We start from the raw sequence: 23,546 nt of genomic DNA, 5'->3' as shown, positions 1-23,546 counted from the left end.
ATAAATTTGATGAAAGGGATTGTAAAAATAGTCATCTTGCTGTTGATTTTTCTTGAAAGTGTACAAACAAAGGCTCAGTCTTGTACTGGGTCTTTGGGCGACCCTGTTGTGAACGTTACTTTTGGTTCGGGTGCAAGTATTGGTGCGGCCTTACCGACTGGACAAACGAATTACACATACTCGGGAGTGACCTGTATTCAAGATGGATTTTATGGAATACGCACAACTTCAGTAGCCAATGCTACCGACAATAATACTTGTTATGGTGGTGGTTGGTTGCTTTCTACACGTGACCATACAGGTGATACTAATGGCTACATGATGGTGGTTAATGCTTCATATTCACCAGGTGAATTTTTCAAAACAACTATTTCTGGTTTGTGTGGTGGAACAACTTATGAGTTTTCTTCTTGGATAATGAATTTATTAAAAGCGGGAAGCTGCTCGACTAATTCTCAAAGATTTCCAAATGTAACTTTTAATATTGAAACAACTTCTGGGACAGTCTTAAAAACATTTTCTACTGGAAGTATTCCCGAAACTTCAAGTCCACAGTGGAATAGATATGCAACATTTTTTACTACACCAACGGGGGTTTCAACCGTCGTTTTACGTTTAGTAAATAATGCACCTGGAGGCTGTGGGAATGATTTAGCCCTCGATGATATTCAGTTTAGAGCATGCGGGCCGACGTTGACAACTAAGTTTTTGAATACCAATTCTACAACAGCTAAGATTTGTATTGGTCAGTCGTTCACGCTGAATGCAACGTTAAGTAGTGGCTATAATAATCCTGTGTTTCAATGGCAAGTCAGTACAGATGCTACTAATTGGACAAATATAAGTGGTGCAACAACTACTACATATACATTAACACCTGCAACGAGTGGTATTTATTATTATAGAGTTTTAGCATCTGAAAGTGGTAATATTAACCTAATTACATGCCGAATTGCTTCAACCCCAACATTAGTTGGCACTGTTACGCCATATCCAGATTTAGTTACTTCAGGAACAAGCATATGTACTGAAACTTGTACAGATTTATCGACATTATTTACTGATAATACCCCTCTGCTTCCTAATAGTACTGTAAGTATTAAATATTTTAACACATTGGCTGATGCTCAAGCAGATGTAAATCAACTTACAAGTTCGGTGGTATGCCCAACGGCCTCAAGAAGCTATTTTGTGAGTAAAACTGTGAATGGTTGCAATGATATTCTTGAGATTCCGATTACAGTAAAGCCATTGCCAGCAATTAATGCAAGTTCAAATTCAGCTATTTGTCAAGGTCAAACATTGAATTTGACCACCACAAATGCAGGTACCGGAGCAACTTATGCTTGGAGTGGACCAAATTCTTTTGCATCTACTTTACAAAATCCAAGTATCGCAGCTGCTAAAAGTACCCAGAATGGTACTTATTCTTTAACAGTTACATTGAATGGTTGTACTGCAACGGCCACAACGAGTGTTACGGTTAAGCCATTACCAACAGTAGGAGCAAGTAATAATTCACCCATTTGTCAAGGACAAACTTTAACGTTAAGTTCGGTCAATGGTGGAACAGGAGCATCATATTTATGGAATGGACCGAGCGGATATTCTTCTGCTTTACAAAATCCAACAATTAGTGGTATAACTCCTGCATCTAATGGAGTTTATACTTCAACAGTTACATTAAACGGATGTACGGCTACTGCTACTACAAATGTGGCTATTAAGCCTTTACCAAATACATCGGCAAATAGTAATAGCCCTGTTTGTGTAGGTAATACTTTAAATTTATTGGGTTCTGGGGGCGTTACAGGAGCGATTTATCAATGGAGTGGCCCTAATAATTTTACATCAGGATTACAAAATCCGAGTATAACAACAGTAACAACTGCGGCAAGTGGAACATATAGTCTGAATGTGATTTTAAATGGTTGTAGTGCAAGTTCAACTACTGCTGTCACTATAAATCCTTTACCAACACCAACAGCCAATTCTAATAGCCCAGTTTGTGTTGGAAAAAGTTTGGATTTAATATCAAGTGGTGGAGTTATCTATGCTTGGTTAGGACCAAATGGTTTTACATCAAGTTTACAAAATCCAAGTATCAATCCAGCAAGTCTTTCGGCATCTGGAATTTATACAGTTACGGTGACGAATGCGAATGGATGTAGTGCAACAGCTACTACGAGTGTGGTTATCAATGCTTTGCCTGTTCCCTCTGCAAGTTCAAATACGCCAGTATGTGTTGGAAAAAGTTTAGATTTAACATCAAGTGGTGGAGTAAGTTACGTTTGGGTAGGGCCTAATGGTTTTACATCAAGTTTACAGAATCCAAATGTCAATCCAGTAAGCATTTCAGCCACAGGAATTTATACGATTACTGTTACAAATGCGAATGGCTGTAGTTCAACAGCTACGACGAATGTGGTAATCAATGCTATACCAGTACCAACAGCGAGTTCAAACACGCCAGTTTGTGTTGGGAAAAGTTTAGATTTAACATCAAGTGGTGGAGTAAGTTATACTTGGGTAGGACCGAATGGTTTTACTTCAAGTTTACAGAATCCAAGTATTAATCCAGTAGGTATTTCTTCATCAGGAGTTTATACAGTTACGGTTACTAACGGTAATGGGTGTAGTGCGACTGTTACGACGAAAGTGGTAATCAATGCTTTGCCAGTTCCAACAGCGAGTTCAAATAGCCCAGTTTGTGTAGGTAAAAGTTTAGATTTAACATCAAGTGGTGGAGTAAGTTACGTTTGGGTAGGGCCTAATGGTTTTACATCAAGTTTACAAAATCCGAGTATTAATCCAGCAAGTCTTTCAGCAACGGGAATTTATACAGTTACAGTAACGAATGCGAATGGTTGTAGTGCAACTGCCACGACGAGTGTGGTTATCAATTCTTTACCAGTACCAACGGCAAGTTCCAATACGCCTGTTTGTGTTGGTAAAAGTTTAGATTTGACATCAAATGGCGGAGTGGGTTATGCTTGGTTAGGGCCAAATGGATTTGTTTCAAGTTTACAGAATCCGAGTATCAATCCAGTAAGCATTTCAGCAACAGGAGTTTATACGGTCACGGTTACGAATACCAATGGATGTAGTGCGACAGCCACGGCGAATGTCATTATCAATGCTTTACCAATTCCAACAGCGAGTTCAAACACGCCAGTTTGTGTTGGGAAAAGTTTAGATTTAGGTTCGAGTGGTGGTGTAAGCTATGCTTGGGTTGGACCAAATGGTTTTACCTCAAGTTTACAGAATCCGAGTATTAATCCAGTAAGTCTTTCAGCAACAGGAGTTTATACGGTCACGGTTACGAATACCAATGGATGTAGTGCGACAGCCACGGCGAATGTCATTATCAATGCTTTACCAATTCCAACAGCGAGTTCAAACACGCCAGTTTGTGTTGGGAAAAGTTTAGATTTAGGTTCGAGTGGTGGTGTAAGCTATGCTTGGGTTGGACCAAATGGTTTTACCTCAAGTTTACAGAATCCGAGTATTAATCCAGTAAGTCTTTCAGCAATAGGAATTTATACATTTACGGTTACGAATGCCAATGGATGTAGTGCGACTGCCACGACGAATGTGGTTATTAATGCTTTGCCAGTACCAACGACGAGTTCAAATACGCCAGTTTGTGTTGGAAAAAGTTTAGATTTAGCTTCAAGTGGTGGGGTAAGCTATTCTTGGTTAGGACCAAATGGCTTTACTTCAAGTTTACAAAATCCGAGTATTAATCCAGCAAGTATTTCAGCGACTGGAATTTATACAGTTACGGTGACGAATGCGAATGGCTGTAGTGCAACCACCACGACGAGTGTGATTATCAATGCTTTACCAGTTCCAACAGCGAGTTCAAATACCCCAGTTTGTGTTGGGAAAAGTTTAGATTTAACATCAAGTGGGGGTGTAAACTATGCTTGGGTAGGTCCGAATGGTTTTACATCAAGTTTACAAAATCCGAGTATTAATCCAGCAAGTATTTCAGCATCGGGAATTTATACCGTTACAGTTATAAATGCAAATGGCTGTAGTGCAACCACCACTACGAGTGTGATTATCAATGCTTTACCAGTTCCAACAGCGAGTTCAAATACCCCAGTTTGTGTTGGGAAAAGTTTAGATTTGACATCAAGTGGTGGAGTAAGTTATGCTTGGGTAGGGCCAAATGGTTTTTCTTCAAGTTTACAAAATACAAGTATCAATCCTGTAAGTCTTTTAGCAGCTGGAATTTATACAGTTACTGTTACAAATGCGACTGGCTGTAGTGCGACCGCTACAACAAATGTGGTTATCAATTTTTTACCAGTTCCAATAGCGAGTTCAAATACGCCAGTTTGTGTTGGAAAGAGTTTAGATTTTACCTCAAGTGGTGGAGTAAACTATGCTTGGGTAGGGCCAAATGGCTTTACTTCAAGTCTACAAAATCCGAGTATCAATTCTGTAAGTATTTCAGCAACGGGAATTTATACAGTTACAGTTACAAATACGAATGGCTGTAGTGCAACCACCACGACGAGTGTGGTTATTAATGCTTTGCCAGTTCCAACAGCGAGTTCAAATACGGCAGTTTGTGTTGGAAAGAGTTTAGATTTTACCTCAAGTGGTGGAGTAAACTATGCTTGGTTAGGGCCAAATGGCTTTACATCAAGTTTACAGAATCCGAGTATTAATCCAGTAAGTGTTTCATCATCAGGTGTTTATACAGTTACGGTGACGAATGCGAATGGATGTAGTTCAACTGCTACGACGAGTGTGATTATCAATGCTTTACCAGTACCAACAGCAAGTTCAAATACGCCAGTTTGTGTTGGGAAAAGTTTAGATTTAGCTTCAAGTGGTGGTGTAAGCTATGCTTGGGTAGGGCCTAATGGTTTTACATCAAGTTCACAAAATCCGAGTATCAATCCAGTAAGTCTTTCAGCAATAGGAATATATACAGTTACTGTTACAAATGCGAATGGCTGTAGTGAAACAGCCACGACGAATGTAGTTATCAATGCTTTACCAGTTCCCATGGCAAGTTCAAACACGCCTGTTTGTGTTGGGAAAAGTTTAGATTTAACCTCAAGTGGTGGGGTAAATTATGCTTGGGGAGGACCAAATGGTTTTGCGTCAAGTTTACAAAATCCGAGTATTAATCCAGTAAGCATTTCAGCAACAGGAATTTATACAGTTACGGTAACAAATGCCAATGGTTGTAGTGCAACAGCTACGACGAATGTGGTTATCAATGCTTTGCCAGTTCCAACAGTGAGTTCAAATAAGCCCGTTTGTGTTGGTAAAAGTTTAGATTTAACATCAAGTGGTGGAGTAAGTTACGTTTGGGTAGGGCCTAATGGTTTTACTTCAAGTTTACAAAATCCGAGTATTAATCCAGTAAGTCTTTCAGCATCGGGAATTTATACAGTTACGGTAACGAATGCGAATGGCTGTAGTGCAACAGCTACTACGAGTGTTGTTATCAATGCTTTACCTGTTCCCTCTGCAAGTTCAAACACGCCAGTTTGTGTTGGGAAAAGTTTAGATTTAACATCAAGTGGAGGCGTAAGTTATGCTTGGGCTGGGCCGAGTGGCTTTTCTTCAAGTTTACAAAATCCGAGTATTAATCCAGTAAGTATTTCGGCATCTGGAATTTATACGGTCACGGTTACGAATGCCAATAGTTGTAGTGCAACTGCCACGACAAATGTTGTTATCAATGCTTTGCCAGTTCCAACAGCGAGTTCAAATAGCCCAGTTTGTGTAGGAAAAAGTTTAGATTTAACATCAAGCGGAGGCGTAAGTTATGTTTGGGTAGGTCCGAATGGATTTGTCTCAAGTTTGCAAAATCCGAGTATTAATCCAGTAAGTCTTTCAGCAACTGGAATTTATACAGTTACGGTGACGAATACGAATGGTTGTAGTGCAACAGCTACAACAAATGTGCTTATTAATCCTTTACCTGTTGCTTTGATTTCGTCAAACTCTCCAGTTTGTGAAACTTTACCGCTTAATATTTCTGCTCAAGCTTCGCTGGGTGCTGTATATGCTTGGAGTGGGCCAAATGGATTTTCATCAACTGCTCAAAACCCAACTATTGTTAGTCCTACGGTAGCTAATTCGGGTATATATTTCCTAACTGTAACTTCGGGAGATGGATGTACGGCAACTGCGAGTGCAAACATAACTATTAAAAAGAAACCGGCTGCCATAGCATCAAATGATTCGCCGAAGTGTGCGGGACAAAATTTACAGTTAAATGCCAATAATGAAACGGGTGCCACATATACTTGGAGTGGGCCAAATGGTTTTACCTCAAATCTTCAAAATCCTATTGTTACTAATGTTTCTCCTATCAATACAGGTATTTATCAAGTAATTGTGGATTTGGATGGTTGCTTTAATTCGGCTACGACTTCCGTTACGGTGTATGATAATCCAGTTGCTAATCCATCGTCTAATTCTCCAGTTTGTGAAGGGCAGGTTTTAAATTTTACGGCCGAAAATGCAGGTGCAGGAGCAACGTATTTATGGACTGGTGTAAATGGCTTTACTTCAAATCTCCAAAATCCGAGTTTATTGGCACAAACAGCTATTAATTCAGCAGTTTTTACACTTACCGTAACACAAAATGGCTGTATAACTACTGCATCTACTGCCATTACAATTAAGCCAAAGCCAACTATAAGTATTCCAATTATTAGCCCTTTATGTGCTACCGAAAATATTAATCTTAAAGCCATTGCTACCAATGGGTCGAGTTTTCAATGGAGTGGGCCAAATGGATTTGTTTCATCGCTTCAAAATCCAGTTATTAATAGTAGCATAATTGCTTCAACTGGTATTTATGAAGTTATTGTTGACTTAAATGGCTGTTTAAATAATGCCACAACTTCAATTACCGTCAATCCAAAACCTGGTGCGATTGCGATGGTAAACAGTCCAGTTTGTGAAACGGAGAGTGTTAATCTCACCGCAAATAATGCAGGAACAGGAGCCATTTATTCTTGGGTTGGGCCGAATAATTTTACTTCTAATTTACAAAATCCAGTTTTAAATAATACAATTCCCATTCAGTCTGGTATTTATACGCTTACTGTTCAACTTGGTATTTGTTTTTCAACCACAACTGTTGATGTAACAGTTTTCCCTAAACCTACGCTAACTATAGGCTTAGTTGCTTGTAAACCTAACTTAAAAACATATACAGTTGATTTTACAAGTAATGCCACTACGCTTCTGACAACTGCGGGTACTATAAATAATTTAGGAGGAAATAATTATCAAATCGTGGGTGTCCCTGCTGGTACTAATATTGTTCTTACTGTAAAAACTGACAAGAATTGTATCGAAATTCAGAATATCAATGCTCCTGATTGTTCTTGTCCAGTTGTAAATGCTCCTGTGAGTAATGGCGATAAAGTTATTTGCGAAGGAGATATAAATCCAATTTTATCTGTAAATGTTGGAGCAAACGAAACGGCCGACTGGTATAGTACTCCAAGTGGGGGAAGTCCACTCGTCGATTCGACCAAGAGTTTTACGCCAACATCAACATCGCCAGGCACTTATACTTATTACGCAGAAACCCGTAATGAAATTAACGAGTGTAGAAGTGCTACCCGAACCGCAATCAAATTTACGATAAAGCCGAAGCCATTGGTTTCATTAAATGCTAACTCACCGATTTGTGAAACTGACTCCTTAAAATTAACTGGCAACTCCTCATTGACTGGTGTGATATATAGTTGGAATGGACCCAATAATTATACTTCAAGTTTGCAAAATCCTGTAATTACTAATGCAATTTCTTCACAATCAGGTTATTATAAGTTGTTGATTGATTTGAATGGCTGTAAGACTGCTGATTCGGTGAATGTTTTCATTAAGCCTAAACCACAACCGATTGCTTCGTCGAATAGTCCAGTTTGTGAGGGTTTTCCTTTGAATATTTCAGCTAATTCAATAGCCAATGCCAGCTATAAATGGTCAGGACCCAAAGCATTTACGAACGAAAATCAGAACGAAATTATCACTAACACAATTCCTGCTTGCTCGGGCATTTACACATTAACCGTAACATTGGATGGATGTGTAAGCACTACAACGACCCAAGTTGTAGTCAACGCAAAACCAAAAATTTCAACCTCAACTCCAAAATGTGCGGTTGATTTAGCTACTTATTCTTTGAAATTTATCGCTCTTGGTGGAACCGTAAGTTCAACTGCTGGAGTTATCATAAATGATAGTTTGAAAAATGTGCCAAGTGGAACAAACGTAAGATTATACATCACATCGCCCGAAGGTTGCCAAGATTCTGTTTTGGTTAATGCACCTGACTGCCTTTGCCCACCTTTAGATGCCTCTGTAAGTTTGGGAGATACTGCTATTTGTCAGAGTCAACCTAATCCATTATTGGCGGTAAACGTAAATACGCTCGCAGGAGAAACCGTAGATTGGTATGATGCAGCCAATGGAGGGAATTTATTACAAGGCAATTCTTTGACCTATAATCCAAGTCCAACTGCGGCTGGTACTTATACTTATTATGCTGAAACTCGCCGTGCTGATATTACAATTCGTACTTGTGTAAGTAGCACTCGTACACCTGTTAAGTTGATTATCAAACCATTACCTTTAGCTACTGCACTAAACAACTCGCCAATTTGTCAAGAAGATTCGTTGAAATTAGAGGCCGTTGCTGTTTCGGGTGCAAACTTTGCTTGGACTGGCCCAAATGGTTTTGTGGCAAATTCCGAAGATACACTTCGTTTTCCTGCAAAAACCTCAATGTCTGGAATTTATAATCTAACAGTCGAGTTAGCAGGTTGTATAAGCACCGCAACGACCGAAGTTTTAGTAAAACCACTTCCAGATGCAAATGCTCTAAGCAATGCAACTTTCGGCCTTTGTGAAAATGATACTTTAACCTTGACAATGCCATCAGCGACAAATCCTATTGATTCTTATTCATGGACAGGCCCTAATGCTTACGCTGCAACTGGTCAAACAGTAAAGATAATTCCTGCAAGTCCATCATTATCAGGTATTTATACATTAACCACGTCTTTGAATGGCTGTAAAAATCAAGATACAACAAATGTGCTGATTAAACCTTTGCCACTAACGATTGCCAACAATACTTCTCCTGTTTGTGAGGGTGATAGCGTGATACTCTCAGCGGCAGATTCGCCAAATGCTACTTATGAATGGTTTACACCTAATGGAGTTCCTATCGGTACGGGCAAAAGGATTGTATTGACCAATACACAACCCAATCAGTCGGGAGATTATTTCGTGAAAGTTACATTAGATGGTTGCTCAGATACTTCAAGAACAAATGTCATTATCAAGCGAAAACCAATAGCTTTAGCTTCTGGAAATACGGTTTGTGCTGGTGAAAGTATAGTTTTAAACGCTCAAAAAGATTCTACTGCTACATATTTGTGGTCTGGCCCTTTGGGTTTTAATGCCACAAAAAAGGATACCATTCTTACAAATGTCATAGTTTCACAGTCGGGTATTTACACGCTCAATGTTACCTTAAATGGATGTACACTGAGTGATACAGCAAGTGTACTTGTTAAGCCATTGCCAGTAACGATTGCTTTGAGTAATAGCCCAGTTTGTGAAAATGCAGCTACTCAACTCACGGCCGAAAATGCAGGAACAAATGCCAAGTATGCTTGGGTAGGGCCAAATAATTTTAATTCAACACTACAAAATCCAGTATTAGATAGTGCATCGGTAGCTAAAGCCGGAATTTATACGGTCGAGATTACGCTTGATGGTTGTAAACAAACTGATACCACTTTGGTAGTTGTAAAGCCATTGCCATTGGTTTCGATAACTGCCAATACACCAATTTGTGAAGATGATACATTAAAACTTTCGGTGAGTTCATTAATTGGTGGAACTTACGCTTGGAGTGGACCAAATAATTTTACAAGTTCTCAAAATACCGTACAAATCCAAAAAGTATCACTAAATGCTTCTGGTTTGTATCAAGTAACAGTCACAAAAGATGCTTGTTCTAAAAACGATTCAGTTTCTATTGGAATCAAACCAAAACCATTAGTTCAAATATTATCGAATAGTCCTGTTTGTGAACAAGATTCTCTACAATTAACCGCTGCTAATGCTGGCGTTAATGCAACCTACTCATGGTCGGGACCAAATGGATTTACTTCAAATATTCAGAATCCGACAGTTTCGCCAATGACAATGGCCAAGGCTGGAAAGTATATTCTGCAAGTCAATTTAGATAATTGTATAGAATACGATACAACCGAAGTCGTAGTAAAACCATTACCGATTCTTGCATTGAGTAGTAATTTGCCAGTTTGTGCTGAGGATACGTTGAAATTGTTTACAGGAAATAATCAATTGGGTACAACTTTCAAATGGAGTGGGCCTGCTGGTTTCTCTGATACAACATCGACATCTATAATTCCTAATGTTTCGGTCCAACAATCTGGACTTTATCAAGTGACGGCCGTTTTGAATGGGTGTTTCAAGGCCGATAGTATTAGTGTTTTGATAAAACCACTTCCAGTTGCAATAGCATCTGCAAAAGATGATTCATTATGTGTTGGCGAAACATTAGAACTTTCAGCAGCAAATGCTGGTATAGGAGCAAACTACTCTTGGGAAGGCCCTAATGGATTTATTTCTAATGAGCAAAGTCCAGTTATAACACCTGTAACATCAAGCAATGCAGGGAAATATATTTTGAAAGTAACGCTAAATAACTGTGAAGCGAAAGATACCATCAATATTGTAGTCAATCCTTTACCAACTTTGGTTATTGATTCCGCCAAATGTACGCCTGACTTAAAATATTACAATGTTTATTACCACGCATCTGATAGTTTAGTGAGTAGCACGGCAGGTATTTTTGAGAATGGAATTCTTAAAAATATACCAAAAGATTCCTTGAGTGTAAGATTGACAGTAACAACAAAATTTGGATGTAGCATTAATCAAGAAGTGACAGCTCCCGATTGTAATTGTCCAGTAATTGCCGCACCAACGATGAATATTCAAGATACCACCATTTGTCGAGGTTCAACTTTGCCAATTTTCAAAGCTACCGCTGGCAATCGCCAAACGGCTGATTGGTACGACTCACCATCTGGTGGTACAAAAATATTTACTGGTTTAAGTTACAGTTTGACAACCTCGGACACGCTTTATGTGCAAGCAAGAGATACCGTAAGTAATTGTAAAAGTAATGTTCGTACCAAAATTTCTTTGATTATCAATGAATTACCAATAGCGAATGCTTCAGCTAATTCACCAGTTTGTCAAGGCGATAGTTTAGAACTTTCGGCTGAAACTGTGAGCGGAGCAAGTTATTCATGGTTGGGTGCAGGTTTTACATCAACGCAACAAAACCCAGTTATCAATGCTGCCAAAGTTCTTGATGGAGGAATATATACGTTAAGCGTAACCTTGAAAGGTTGTGTCAGCACAACAACGGTTAATGCAATCATCAATCCATTACCAACTTTGGTTATTGACTCCGCCAAATGTACGCCCGACTTAAAATATTACAATGTGTATTATCACGCATCGGATAGTTTAGTGACTAGCACGGCAGGAATTTTTGAGAATGGAATTCTTAAAAATATACCAAAAGATTCCTTGAGTGTAAGATTGACAGTAACAACAAAATTCGGATGCAGCATCAGTCAAGAAGTGATAGCTCCCGATTGTAATTGCCCAGTAATTGCCACACCAAAAATGAATATTCAGGATACGACAATTTGTCGAGGTTCAACTTTACCAATTTTCACAGCCACCGTTGGCAATCGCCAAACGGCTGATTGGTTCGATTCACCAACGGGCGGTACAAAAATATTTACTGGTTTAAGTTACAGTTTGACAACTTCGGACACACTTTATGTGCAAGCAAGAGATACGGTAAGTAATTGTAAAAGCAATGTTCGTACGAAAGTGTCCTTGATTATCAATGAATTACCAATAGTGAATGCTACCTCTAATTCACCAGTTTGTCAAGGCGATAGCTTAAAACTTTCGGCTGAAACTGTGAGCGGAGCAAGTTATTCATGGTTGGGTGCAGGTTTTACATCAACTCAACAAAATCCAATTATCAATCCTGCGAAAGTTCTTGATGGAGGAATATACACTTTAACAGTAACATTGAAAGGTTGTGTCAGTACAACAACGGTTAATGCAATAGTTAATCCATTACCAACTTTGGTTATTGATTCAGCCAAATGTACACATGACTTAAAATATTACAATGTTTATTATCACGCATCGGATAGTTTAGTGAGTAGCACTGCTGGTATTTTCGAGAATGGAATTCTTAAAAATATACCAAAAGATTCCTTGAGTGTAAGATTGACAGTTACAACGAAATTTGGATGTAGCATTAGTCAAGAAGTGACCGCTCCCGATTGTAATTGCCCAGTAATTGCTGCACCAACAATGAATATTCAAGATACAACCATTTGTCGAGGTGATATTTTGCCAATTTTTAAAGCCGCTGTTGCCAATCGCCAAACGGCTGATTGGTTCGATTCACCATCTGGTGGTACGAAAGTATTTACGGGTCTAAGTTACAGTTTAACAACCTCGGACACGCTTTATGTGCAAGCAAGAGATACCGTAAGTAATTGTAAAAGCAATGTTCGTACAAAAGTATCGTTGATTATCAATGAATTACCGAGTTTTGAAGTAGTAGGAATATCTGCAAAATGCTCTGGAAGCGTTGTCGAAAATAATGGAGCTATTCAACTACTTACTTGGGCGAGTAGCAACAAGTTTGCTTATGTGAAAGATTCGGTATTTACCGAAAATACTACTTATCAGACGGCCAGTAACATTCCAACTGATGGCTTAATTATTAAGAATATTGCAGGAAGCCCAACCAATGTTTGGTACACTATCAGGATTTTTAATCCTTCTGGCTGCTTTGTTGATAAAAAAGTTTTATTGAAAAAGACTGTATGCGACTGTCTTCTAACACCAATTTGCACTCCGTTTGAAGTGAAGAAAACCAAGAATAGGCGAGTGATACCTTAATGTTTGAGAAGTCGATTATCAAAGTTGAAATCTTCCATTCTGAGGATTTTAACTTTTGAAAAATCAGCGTGTAATGGATTGATTAGAAAATTATATTCCCCTTCAACAACCACTGATGGCACTCGTAAACTAAGATACTCATTGGCATTTAGCCATGCCGTACTAATTTTTGAGGTAGATTCGCTTGGCTCGATATTATTCCAATCTTCGGGTAATGATTTTGTGGGAATTGTTAGGATAGAATCATCGGGTATATATATCGTAATCAATTGATAATTAAGCGGTAAGTAAGCATTTGTGGTATGTACCAGTACCTCCACAAGAGCCAATGCTCGAGTGCCAGCAGTGTATAAAACCGCATCACCTTTTCTATTCCACCGACCACCATGAATCTTTGCACCAGTTCCCGATAAATCGTTGGCGTATTTACTTGAAGACAATCGAAAAACTTCCATGCAGAAACGCTTAGGCTAAAATTCCGTGTTCGATTCTACCTATTTCGTCCAAAACCATCTCAAAACCAAAATTCGTATCAAGGATTTCGAGCGGTGTTTTTGAGCCAAGAAATGGATTCGGGTGACGCATCCAGCCTTTGAAACGCTCCAAATCTCCCCAAACTTCGCTGCCTCTTTCGTAAAGTTTTGCCAATTGGATGGCTTTTTCCGAAGCTGTTTTTTCTAATTTTTTATTATCTGGGTAGCGTTGTAGTGTTCGTTCCGAAAGATTGATAATAATAGCCAATTCTTTTCCCGAAAACGACAATTGTTTTGCCATTTTTACGACTGCATTTTTCGGAATTCCTGTTCGGGCCAATTCAATCAAATCCGATTGATTTTTGACCGATTGATTAAATAATAAAAACATAACTTCTGACATTTGTCGTAAAATAAACGAAAAATGTCGTAATTCCCAAAGTCTTTATTGCTTTTTATAAGTTGAGCCAAAAAATGTTTATCATTGCCAGTCAATCTTGCTGTCATTAGGTCGATAAATATAAAAGAAGTATGCAAAATTTCAACAATTTCATAAATTCTATCTGTCCACTTTCGGAAGCTGCTCAAATAGCACTTTCGCATAAAATGGTTCAAAAAACATACCCTAAGAACCATATTCTTGTGCCTGACCTTTCGAAGTGCGATAGACTGTATTTTATTGAAAAAGGTTTAGTCAGAATTTATTATCATAATCAGGAACGAGAAATTACAGACTTTTTTGCTGCCGAAAATGGTGTTTTTGGTCCAATTTTCCGAAGTAAGCCAATCAAAGATTTCATTCATTCGGTGGAGTTATTAGAGCCATCAACAATTTTATCAATCAATATTTTTGAACTCGAAAACCTATACCAAGCACATCATGACTTAGAAAGATTAGGTAGATTAATAGCACTTCATACAGTTTTCATGTTACAGCAACGGATAGACAGCTTGCAATTTGCGAGTGCTAAAGAACGATACGATGATTTTTTAGAAAATTTTCCTACAATTTTACAAAGAGCTCCACTAGGACATATCGCTTCGTATTTGGGTATGAATCAAGTGACTTTGAGTCGAGCCAGAAAACAAAAACATTAGTTTTTTTAGCTTATGCTAAAAAGTTTTTTATACTAAACATAGTCCTTTGTTTCTTCAATTTTATGAGGAACTTATGACTAAAATAAACATCGTTGAAGCTCCCGAAGGCTATTCAGGGAGCGGATTTTTTGCTACTTCATTTGAAAAAGTGATTGGACTCGCCCGCAGTTATTCGTTGTTCCCACTGCCGTTTGCTACATCTTGCTGTGGCATTGAATTTATGGCAACGATTGGTACAAACTATGATATTTCTCGATTTGGTGCCGAAATTCCACGTTTTTCGCCACGTCAGGCCGATTTATTGTTAGTAATGGGAACTATCTCGAAGAAAATGGCTCCCGTTTTGAAGCAAGTTTACGCCCAAATGGCTGAGCCTCGTTGGGTAGTGGCAGTTGGTGCGTGTGCTACTTCGGGTGGTATTTTTGATACCTATTCGGTTTTGCAAGGCATTGACCGAATTATTCCCGTCGATATTTATATTCCGGGTTGTCCGCCTCGCCCCGAGCAAATTATAGATGGATTGATGGAAATTCAGAAAATGGTCCAGAACGAAGGATTACGAAGAAGAAATAGTGAAGAATACGACATACTTTTACAATCGTATAATATTTAATTTTATGGTTGAAGTCGAAGAAAATATCTTCGACTTCAACTGCTTATTTTATGCCATCAATGCCTCAATATCTTCTATTTCGAGCGGAATATTGGCCATTAAATCTTCATTACCAGTTTCTGTAATCAAAATATCATTTTCGAGCCTGATACCAAGTTTTTCTTCTGGAATATAAATCCCTGGTTCACAAGTGAAAAGCATTCCTGCCTTAAAGACTTCATAGCGATTACCCACATCATGTACATCAAGCCCCAAGTGATGCGAGATTCCGTGAGGGAAATACTTTTTATAAAGTGGGGCATCTTCGTTCTGATTTTCAACCTCACTTTGCTTCAATAAACCCAGTTTTATTAATTCTATTTCCATTATTTTGCCTACTCCTTTGCGTAGGTTTTCCATGGTATTTCCTACGACAAGCATCTTTTTTGCCGCTTTCATTACATTCAAAACTGCCGAATAGACTTCTTTTTGTCGAGCCGTGAAACGCCCATTTACTGGCAAACAACGAGTAATATCGGCATTATAATTGGCATATTCGGCCCCAAAATCCATCAAAATAACTTCGCCTGCTTCGCACAGATTATTGTTCGTTACATAGTGCAACACACAAGCACTTTCGCCCGAAGCCAAAATAGGAGCAAAGGCATGGCCACGTGAGCGATTTCTCAAAAATTCGTGTGTGAGTTCGGCTTCTAATTCAAATTCGGCAACTTTTGGTTGTAAGAATTTGGCCATTCTTACAAAGCCTTTGCCCGTAATTTCGATAGCTTTTCTTATTAAATCAATCTCTATTGGGTGTTTGATTACTCTCAATTGGTGCATCAAAGGGGCGAGACGCTCAATTCGATGAAGTGGAAATTTGTGTTTAAATTCAGTAATAAATCTTCGTTCACGACTTTCAAAATTCCATTCTCCACCATCGTGTTCGTTTAGATTTAAGTAAACTTGGTCGGCCAAGAAGATGAGTTTTCGTAAAATTGTCTCAAAACTGCTCGTCCAAACCACTTTTTCGATGCCTGAAATTTCGGTGGCTTGTTTTTTAGAAAGTTTTTCTCCTTCCCAAACTTTTATATGTTCGCTGGTTTCTCTAACCAATAAAATTTCTCTAAATTTTTCATCGGGAAAATCTGGAAACAGAACCAAAATAGTTTCTTCTTGGTCGATACCTGTCAAATAGAAAATATCGTTATTTTGACGAAACCCAAAAGTGCCATCAGCGTTACTCGGTAAAACATCATTCGACTGAACAATTACCATCGAATTGGGCTTGAGATGGCTTTTTAATCTTTCACGATTTGAGATAAATAGTTGCGAATCAATTTTTTCGTAACGCATTTTCGTTTTTTAAGTAGAAATTTTAGAATATTTGCGAAATTATAAATTATCAAACACGAATGATTCGATTCAACCAAATTTTCTCAATTTTTATTTTACTCTCTGCATTTGTTCTGAAAGCCGAAGCCCAGCAGTCAAAATATTGGGTAGTTTTTACTGATAAAGAGGTAAATGCTGAGCCAGCGATTTCTGAAAAATGCAAAGAAAATAGACGAATGCTTGGTTTGGTCGAAAATCAATTTTCGGATTTACCACTCACAAAAAAATATACTACTGATTTAGAAAAGTCTGGTATTCAGCCACTTGTAAAATCAAAATGGTTGAATGCTGTGTCGGCAAATTTATCTGACGCTCAGATAGAAAAAGTGAAGAGGTTTGATTTTGTCAAAGAAATAATACCTATTGAAAGTCAGGCAGTGCTAGCAAATATAAAGCATATTAATAAAAACGTCGGCAAGGTTTCTAACCTTGCCGACGTTGAAAAACAACAAAACGATGACCTTCGTGTAGATTTTGCGATGAAACAAATTGGTATCGAACATTTTTTAGATGCTGGTTTAAATGGCAAAGGTGTAACCATTGGTGTAATTGATGCTGGTTTTTTCGGTGCAAACGATACACAAACCCTCAAACACCTATTTGAAAGAAAGCAGATTTTAGGTGTAAAAGACTATGTAAACCCAAAGAAAAAAGATTATTTTGGCGAAAGAGAATCTGCATCTGATTTTCACGGAACTGAAGTTTTGAATGCCATTACTGGTCGAAATTTTAAAGAAAATTTTCAGATTGGGTTGGCAACAAATGCCAATTTTTATTTAGCTCGAACCGATAGCGGGAATAAAGAATTTAGAGGTGAGGAAGATAACTGGATGGCCGCTATGGAATGGATGGATAGTTTGGGGGTACGATTGATAAATACATCACTGGGCTACGCAAAAGGTTTTTCAAATCCAAAAGAAAGCTATACACCCGAACAAATGGATGGAAAAACAAGCGTGATTGCCCGTGCTGCAAAAATGGCAGTTGACGAAAAAGGTATAGTTTTGGTGGTTTCGGCAGGCAATGAAGGTGATGATAGTTCATGGAGAATTATCTCGACTCCAGCCGATGTAGATGGGGTGATTGCTATCGGTGCAACGAATGAATTGGGGATGAAAATGGGGTATAGTAGTATCGGCCCAGAGTTTTTGACTTATATGAAACCCAATGTATCGTGTTTTTCGCTTTTTGGTACATCGTTGGCGGCTCCAGTAATTACTGGCTTTGTGGCGTGTATCATGCAAGCATTTCCAAATTTGAATAACAAAGAAATTCGTACAATCCTCGAAAAATCGGCTAATCTTTACCCTTATGGCAATAATTTTATCGGTTATGGAGTTCCGAGTGCCAAGAAAGCACTGAAATTAGCAGCAAAAAGACCGCTCAGTGAAGTTGAACCAAGAATCATAGAAGTAGCCGAAAACGAAAAACAAGTAGAAATTCCGATGCCAGTTGGTGAAATTGCAGTGGTTTTTCACAAGAAAAATGCTACTCACGTAATTACACAAGAATCTGTAAAGGCTAAATATAATTTTATTCCGCTCAAACGAAATCCATCAGTTAAACAAACAACCGTAATGACTCGTGAAGAAGTGGTAGAGGTGATTTGGAAACCCCCCAACCCCTGAAGGGGAGAAAAAGATTAAAGTTGTATAAAAAAGGAACTCCCCTTTAGGGGTTGGGGGTGTGGTTTGGCCTTGTCAAAAACTTAGTTGTATAGAATTTTCCTTTATGGAAACGGAAATAAATATTTCCGACCCTCACCACGCTCATATCTTTCACTTTAGAAACATTTTCAATGTCATCTTCTAAAGTATGTATTGTTCCTTGGGTTTTCTTGGCAATCTGCACATAATCGTCTTGGAATGCTAAGTTTTTGCGGTATGTTTCGCCACAAAGTATAATATGCACCTTCTTCTTTACTTTCGATAAGAGCTTCATATCTTTTACTTCGCTGCTATTATCAGCAATCATCACGATTTCGTCAGCGTCAGGGAAGTTTTTTTGTGCATAAAGAATTGCCTCAATATTATTTTCGGGTTTATCTTTATTGTTTTCAGTATTATTGATAGCCGCAAACATTGTATCCCAAAGTACGAGTTCGTCTTTTGTTCTGACCGTAAACATTTTGCCTGGAAGACGTCCACGAGTTTGGCGACCAAGACTATCGCAATCTGTGAAAAACACAATTCCTTTAATCGACTTATTATCAGTATTTTCGTTCATCCAATCGAAAAGCTGTGTGGTATAAGGAAACATCGTTGAAGTAATGTCACAGACAATTACTATGTTTTTCCATTTATCAATATTTCTATCGAGAGCATCATACGAGGTAAGCTCATAGGTCTTTCCGAGGGCTCTAACTCTCGAAATTTTATCACTCATCGAAACCGCACTTGCCGAAAGGAATCTAATTTCTTTTTCGGCTAAATCATCGGCGAGATTATCCTTAAAAACTAATCTTTTATTCGTTATTTTATTGAGTTTAACTTCCGTCTCGTTTGATTCGTCAAATTCTTGGGTTTCGTTGTATAATTCAGGGAAAACTGGCGATTCATTTAATTTTGAAACGGGTTCTTCAATACTCGATTTGGTAGATTCAGCGGCAGGAGGAAGGCTCTGCGTTGTAGTTTTAGTTGTTTCTTCGGGTTCTGATGGCGTAAGTTCGAGCGATAGAGGTTTACTGCTCATATAAAACTCCACGATTGGAGTTTCGCTCACAACTACATAAATTAAACTAAGCAAGAGTAGCCCAAAAGTAGGGTAGAGGAAACGTAAAGTTTTGCTAATAAGTAGCTTACGCTTCATCTTCTTCCAGTCTTCTGGTGATTTTTCAGGACTAAAACCCTCAAGTTTCTCCCTGATAAACCGATGAAATTGTTGTTCTTCTTGCATAATTTAAAGCATTTTTCTGAGTTTCTCACGAAGCAAACCATTGGCTAAAGATAAATTAGCACGGGATGTACTTTCGGCCATGTTTAGCATTTCGCCGATTTCTTTATGAGAGTACCCTTCTATGGCATAAAGGTTAAAAACCAAACGATAATTGGTTGGTAAACTCTGCACTGCCTTCATAATATCTTCAGACGAAAGTTGGGCATAAACCGATGTGTCGCCGAAGTTTGTTTCAATAATATTTTCTGGTAATTGGGTGGTTTGATTCTTGATGTTTTTTCTAAAATGGTCAATCGCTACATTAATCATGATACGCCTGAGCCACGGTTTGATACGCTCGATATTCTCGATTTTATCTAAACTCTTAAAAACTTTCAAAAAACCATCGTTCATTATCTCGAGAGCATCGTCACGATTTTCGCAGTAGCTTAGACACACCGACAAAGCAAAGCCGTGAAAATGCTCGTAGAATTTCTTCATGGCACTTTCTTTGCCTTTTAGGCAGTCTTCTACTACTTCCATCAAACTATTTGAGTTCAATAGTGGCTTTCGAGTTAATGGGTTGAAGTAAATTTCTGTAGTTGCTGTAATCACGGAAAATTTACGTTTAGATGGGTGTTTTTATCTAAGACGTAAATTTTCCGTAGAAACGCTGTCAAATTTATGAATTTGATTGGTATTTCTGAAATATTAGAATTTATATCTCACATTTACACCACCAAAATAGTAAGCTTTGCTTGGGCCTGGGTTCACATCAGTAGCAACACCAGTTGGATAACCACTACCTGGGTCAGAGTCGTTGATGTTGTTCCCTAAGAATAGGAATGTGTAATTGACTTGGTTAGTAAGGTTATTTCCCGCTACATATACATCGAAATCGAATTTAGGTGAAACGTGTTTGTAGCCGATTTTGCTGTTAAATAGTCCGAAACTTTTTACTAAATTGCTATTAGCAAAGTCTGTGTACACCTCACCCATGTAATTGTAAGTATTGTTCCAATAGAAACCAGACTTTAATACAATGTCAATACCTGCTGTATATTTAGTTTTAGGAACACCAACCACTTGTTTTTTAGAATAGTCAACTTGAGCGTTACTAAATCTTGTTACGAAGTCGGTGTATTTAAAGTTATAGCTCGAAAGATTTAAAAACGGCTCAACTTTTTTGATAAAGCCATCACCTTTGCCCGGAATAATTAAGTATCCTAAACTCAATTCAACGCCTTTATTGAGCTGATTACCAGTGTTTGCAAAGTAAGTGTAAGTTCCACCAGCAGGGTTTACGCCCGAAAGTTGTGTAAGTTTATTCTTAATGTCAATCGTAAAAACCGAAACTTGGTAGTCTAATTTACCATTGAATACTAAACCTTGCACACCTAAATCAAACATACGAGCTTTTTCTGGCAATAAATCATCGTTTGCTTTGTTGATTGTACCGATAAATGCTGTGCTGGCAGTTGGAGCGTTGTATCCTTCGCTATAACTCAAATTGATGATTTGTTTGTTGATTGTTTTTTGTAAGGCTATGTGCGGGTTGACAGATGTTGTAAAAGATTTTGTAAATGATAAATCTTTGTTGTAGCCTGCAACCAAACCAAGCGGAGCTAATAAGTCAATACGTTTGTAGTCGAGATGATTGGCACTTACTCCCAAAATTAAAGCTAAATCGTATTTAGTGAAATTTGTACGATTGTGGGCAAAAAACGAATTTTGGTTAGTTGTATATTTAAAATAAGAACCTCTCGAAATATCTTGAACTTTCAACGGATTGGCATCATCCGTACCCAAGAAACGATAATTAGAAATAAGCGAACGAGATTGCTGTAACTCGGTTCCAAGATTCAAATCATTAGTAACATTTGCACCAAAGTTTCCTTTAATACTAAACACTGACCTTAAACCAAAATTTGGATTTAAACTGCTTTCGTCGGCACCAGCAGCTACACGCTTGAAGTCTTGATTAGAATAAAAAACAGAAGTATTATTGCTGATTTTCGATGTAAAAGCATACTGATGAGTAAGGGCGAAACGAGTAGCTAAAATGTCATTTCGAGCATTTTTCTTGGCATAAGCTGCGTTTCCGTTATCAATACCCGCATAATAATCTGCATACGAAATCTGACCTGTTACTCCTTCGTGTGAGAAGTTATGGCTGATGTAAGCAATTACCGTTTGTTTTTTTGTGAGCTTAAATTCACCCATATAAGTAAGATAATTTTTCAAACTATTACCACGAGGACGGTAGCCGTTTGATTGCAAATGTCCGTAACTCAAAAACATTGAAGAGCTATCGTTCACAATATCTAATCGGGTATTAGATTGGAATAAGCCAAATGAACCAACGGCTGCTTTTTCGGTTAATGTTACTCCTTTGTCTTCTGATGGTTTTAGGTAAAAACGAGCAACACCACCTACACCTCCACCGTACATGGTCGCAGCTGGCCCTTTGATTACTTCAATATTATTGACAGTTGCAAAATCTATATCATCTAAAATCGTTACACCGTCAGCAGTTGTTAGCGGAATACCATTATAGTATGCTTTCACGCCCCAGTTATTGAATTTTTGGTCATTGCCATAACCACGAATCACGATTCTTTGACCACCTAACTGAGTTCTTTTATCAACTTGGACGCCCGCCATTGTACCCAAGCTTTGTTCGATAAATGCAGGGTTATTACGATTCAAATCTTCTTCCGTGAGAGCCTCAACACTTTGTGCATGACGCTTGAACTCGCCTCTTTCTTTAGCTGTTTTTCGTTTTTCTTTCACAATCACCTCATCGAGTGCTTTGGGTGTTTCTTGTGCAAATAATGCCGAAAAAGAGCTAAGAATGTATAATAAAATAATTAATCTTTTCATGAAAATAGTTTTTAGTTTTGATTACAAGAAAATATTACTCCAACGAAATACATTCGTGGAGATATACTGAATAAATTTCTATTCAATACAGTTTAGCTGTAATGTTAGAATGGAAAAATCGACTAAAAACTAAAACTGGGGTGGCTCTAATAATTTTGCAATATGCAAGAACTGATAAAAAGTAGTGATGGATTTGAACTTAGTAGATAATGAGTAACTGACAGTTTTGAACGATGGAGAATATAAAAGATTAAAAATAATTGGCTGAAAAATGAGCGTCAACACTTGTTTTGTTGAACTGCTAATCGGGTTTTGTGATTGTAGGTTGCTTGAGAACTGTTTGATTTTAGCGATGACTTCTTTTTCTTTTGCATCAGATAGGCAGTAATAATAAGTAAGCCTACCACGAGTTTGAGTTTTTACAATATCATAAAGTTCATTTTCAAACCAAAACTCTTTTTCATCTTCTTCCCATTCTATTTTTTGAAGATTTTCTGGAGTACCTACAATACAAGTGAGAGTATTAATATCAATGCTTTCAGCAATTTTTTGTTTCATTTGTTTTCTTGCCATTTCTTTCTCTACACTTAAAATGACGATAAACCCGCCAATTTTAAGTGCTACGATAAAAAGTAATGTCCAAGAGAAAAATTTTTTCATAAAATAATGCCTAAAGCTGCTCCACCTGTCAATTGTATTATTTGACCTTCTCTTTTTTTTCTTTCTTCTTCGGGAATTCGTAATCGAATCCGTTTTGTACTTTTAAATTATAATCAAAGAACTCGAGTGCTCTTTGTAAATTACTACGATTGACAGCAATAAAGTAAGGATGACGACCATCGCCACGACGAACCAATCGGGCATCTAATTTAAAAATTGTGCCTTCTGGGTAGCTTGCAACTAATTTTGCAGGGCAACTAACCTTCAAATCTCGTGGTACGCTTTGCCCGTTGATAGTATTCAAACGCATGCGTTTTCGGCTCGAATCAAAATAAGATTCGGCAAAGACATCTAAAAAGAAAATTTTGTTTAACTCTGGAACTTCGTCCACTAACGACAACTGCATTAATTTTAATCTTTTGTTGGTCATGGCCCTTGAATGTTTAATCCATGAATATCGCAAATCTATGTAAAATTTCAGAAAATAATCAATCCTATCTGTGATTTTTTAAGCAAAAGCCGTACCT

Annotated in this window: 12 protein-coding genes; 4 read left to right on the top strand and 8 right to left on the bottom strand. The window is 37.9% G+C overall.

The genetic code is table 11. The features are described from left to right. Positions 1 to 9: 9 nt before the first annotated feature. On the top strand, positions 10 to 13,044 hold the full coding sequence (locus IEX65_RS07135; RefSeq protein WP_188765332.1) for an Ig-like domain-containing protein: 13,035 nt from the start codon (positions 10 to 12) through the stop codon (positions 13,042 to 13,044). Here IEX65_RS07135 and IEX65_RS07130 read toward each other — a convergent pair. Both IEX65_RS07130 and IEX65_RS07125 read right to left on the bottom strand, forming a co-directional pair. Continuing rightward, entirely contained in the window at positions 13,041 to 13,499 is a 459-nt protein-coding gene (locus IEX65_RS07130) for an RES family NAD+ phosphorylase (protein ID WP_188765331.1), read from the bottom strand. The genes IEX65_RS07135 and IEX65_RS07130 overlap by 4 nt on opposite strands. 10 nt (positions 13,500 to 13,509) lie before the next feature. Continuing rightward, on the bottom strand, positions 13,510 to 13,908 hold the full coding sequence (locus tag IEX65_RS07125; protein WP_188765330.1) for an Xre family toxin-antitoxin system antitoxin: 399 nt from the start codon (positions 13,906 to 13,908) through the stop codon (positions 13,510 to 13,512). Between the two features lie 140 nt (positions 13,909 to 14,048). On the opposite strand from IEX65_RS07125, the gene IEX65_RS07120 reads away from it, so the two are divergent. Continuing rightward, complete coding sequence (locus tag IEX65_RS07120; RefSeq protein WP_188765329.1) at positions 14,049 to 14,615, top strand: Crp/Fnr family transcriptional regulator; 567 nt, start codon at positions 14,049 to 14,051, stop codon at positions 14,613 to 14,615. Positions 14,616 to 14,688: 73 nt separating this feature from the next. Beyond that, complete coding sequence (locus IEX65_RS07115; protein WP_188765328.1) at positions 14,689 to 15,228, top strand: NADH-quinone oxidoreductase subunit B; 540 nt, start codon at positions 14,689 to 14,691, stop codon at positions 15,226 to 15,228. A 48-nt stretch (positions 15,229 to 15,276) separates the two neighbouring features. Here IEX65_RS07115 and IEX65_RS07110 read toward each other — a convergent pair whose 3' ends face one another. Further along, positions 15,277 to 16,563, bottom strand: coding sequence for an aminopeptidase P N-terminal domain-containing protein (locus tag IEX65_RS07110; protein ID WP_188765327.1), 1,287 nt, complete (start codon positions 16,561 to 16,563; stop codon positions 15,277 to 15,279). Positions 16,564 to 16,622: 59 nt separating this feature from the next. Between IEX65_RS07110 and IEX65_RS07105 the strand changes: the two genes are divergently transcribed. Further along, positions 16,623 to 18,230 carry a S8 family serine peptidase gene (locus tag IEX65_RS07105; protein ID WP_188765326.1) on the top strand — a complete coding sequence of 536 codons (1,608 nt, stop codon included), beginning with the start codon at positions 16,623 to 16,625 and terminating at the stop codon, positions 18,228 to 18,230. A gap of 43 nt (positions 18,231 to 18,273) precedes the next feature. On the opposite strand, the gene IEX65_RS07100 is transcribed toward IEX65_RS07105, so the two are convergent. The 5 genes from IEX65_RS07100 to IEX65_RS07080 all read right to left on the bottom strand — a co-directional run bounded on the left by IEX65_RS07100 (position 18,274) and on the right by IEX65_RS07080 (position 23,449). After that, positions 18,274 to 19,497: a hypothetical protein gene (locus IEX65_RS07100; protein WP_188765325.1), complete on the bottom strand. Its 1,224-nt coding sequence runs from the start codon at positions 19,495 to 19,497 to the stop codon at positions 18,274 to 18,276. A 3-nt stretch (positions 19,498 to 19,500) separates the two neighbouring features. Then, positions 19,501 to 20,091: an RNA polymerase sigma factor gene (locus tag IEX65_RS07095; RefSeq protein ID WP_188765324.1), complete on the bottom strand. Its 591-nt coding sequence runs from the start codon at positions 20,089 to 20,091 to the stop codon at positions 19,501 to 19,503. 96 nt (positions 20,092 to 20,187) lie between these two features. Beyond that, positions 20,188 to 22,359 carry a TonB-dependent receptor gene (locus tag IEX65_RS07090; RefSeq protein WP_188765323.1) on the bottom strand — a complete coding sequence of 724 codons (2,172 nt, stop codon included), beginning with the start codon at positions 22,357 to 22,359 and terminating at the stop codon, positions 20,188 to 20,190. A gap of 129 nt (positions 22,360 to 22,488) precedes the next feature. Then, on the bottom strand, positions 22,489 to 23,019 hold the full coding sequence (locus IEX65_RS07085; protein ID WP_188765322.1) for a hypothetical protein: 531 nt from the start codon (positions 23,017 to 23,019) through the stop codon (positions 22,489 to 22,491). A 37-nt stretch (positions 23,020 to 23,056) separates the two neighbouring features. Beyond that, entirely contained in the window at positions 23,057 to 23,449 is a 393-nt protein-coding gene (locus IEX65_RS07080) for a hypothetical protein (RefSeq protein ID WP_188765321.1), read from the bottom strand. Positions 23,450 to 23,546 lie beyond the last annotated feature (97 nt).

Source organism: Emticicia aquatilis (assembly GCF_014644295.1).
GTDB classification, from domain to species: domain Bacteria; phylum Bacteroidota; class Bacteroidia; order Cytophagales; family Spirosomataceae; genus Emticicia; species Emticicia aquatilis.
This window is presented reverse-complemented; position numbering and strand designations above follow the sequence as displayed.

Coding starts and splice junctions, on each gene's coding strand:
- IEX65_RS07110 (WP_188765327.1), bottom strand. CDS start 16,563: ATGCGTTACGAAAAAATTGATTCGCAACTATTTATCTCAAATCGTGAA.
- IEX65_RS07115 (WP_188765328.1), top strand. CDS start 14,689: ATGACTAAAATAAACATCGTTGAAGCTCCCGAAGGCTATTCAGGGAGC.
- IEX65_RS07135 (WP_188765332.1), top strand. CDS start 10: ATGAAAGGGATTGTAAAAATAGTCATCTTGCTGTTGATTTTTCTTGAA.
- IEX65_RS07105 (WP_188765326.1), top strand. CDS start 16,623: ATGATTCGATTCAACCAAATTTTCTCAATTTTTATTTTACTCTCTGCA.
- IEX65_RS07090 (WP_188765323.1), bottom strand. CDS start 22,359: ATGAAAAGATTAATTATTTTATTATACATTCTTAGCTCTTTTTCGGCA.
- IEX65_RS07130 (WP_188765331.1), bottom strand. CDS start 13,499: ATGGAAGTTTTTCGATTGTCTTCAAGTAAATACGCCAACGATTTATCG.
- IEX65_RS07100 (WP_188765325.1), bottom strand. CDS start 19,497: ATGCAAGAAGAACAACAATTTCATCGGTTTATCAGGGAGAAACTTGAG.
- IEX65_RS07125 (WP_188765330.1), bottom strand. CDS start 13,908: ATGTTTTTATTATTTAATCAATCGGTCAAAAATCAATCGGATTTGATT.
- IEX65_RS07120 (WP_188765329.1), top strand. CDS start 14,049: ATGCAAAATTTCAACAATTTCATAAATTCTATCTGTCCACTTTCGGAA.
- IEX65_RS07080 (WP_188765321.1), bottom strand. CDS start 23,449: ATGACCAACAAAAGATTAAAATTAATGCAGTTGTCGTTAGTGGACGAA.
- IEX65_RS07085 (WP_188765322.1), bottom strand. CDS start 23,019: ATGAAAAAATTTTTCTCTTGGACATTACTTTTTATCGTAGCACTTAAA.